Source organism: Bacillus cereus group sp. N31 (genome assembly GCF_016483245.1).
Classification (GTDB): Bacteria; Bacillota; Bacilli; order Bacillales; family Bacillaceae_G; genus Bacillus_A; species Bacillus_A toyonensis.
Genome location: NZ_JAEHCH010000074.1, coordinates 1 through 519, shown reverse-complemented (window position 1 = coordinate 519; position 519 = coordinate 1). Strand labels below are relative to the sequence as shown.

Sequence of the window (519 nt, the reverse complement as noted above, 5' to 3'; positions counted from 1 at the left end):
GAGAGGATAGCTACATCACGATCTTTATCTCTTAGGAAATAGAACAACTGATGTTTTGTTAAAGATTTTTCATGTTCGTACTTAACGTAATTCAAAAATTCTTGATCGTCATTATTATGAAATATCTTAGATCTCATACGTTTTGCACGAGCATTTAATGTTTCTTTATCTTTATGTATTTCAATTTTGGCCATTACATTTCTATAAAAATAACATTCTCCTTCATCATTTTCTGATAGGGAGGTAAGGTACTTGAATAAAGACTTTAAGGCTGAAATTTTTCTGTTAACGGAGGAATTCTGCATATTTTGCTGTAGTTTTAGAAACCTCATGAAGTTCTCAACATCTTTTTTCTTTAAATTCTCCAAATCAGAGAAGGATATGTCTTTAATGGGCTTTAATTCAATAATTTGTTCAGATAATAGCCAGTTAAAGAAAACTCTAAAATCATATACATAATTCAGTAGGGTGGAGGGAGAGGCATCATGCAATTCTTTGTACTCCACAAATTCTTCTATG

The 519-nt window shown here is 30.8% G+C and carries 1 protein-coding gene; it reads right to left on the bottom strand.

Going from position 1 to position 519, the window contains the following annotated elements; all coding sequences use genetic code 11:
- Nucleotides 1-519, bottom strand: a 519-nt coding sequence (locus JDS81_RS29790) for a site-specific integrase (RefSeq protein WP_199688685.1), incomplete at both ends; no start/stop codon positions are given.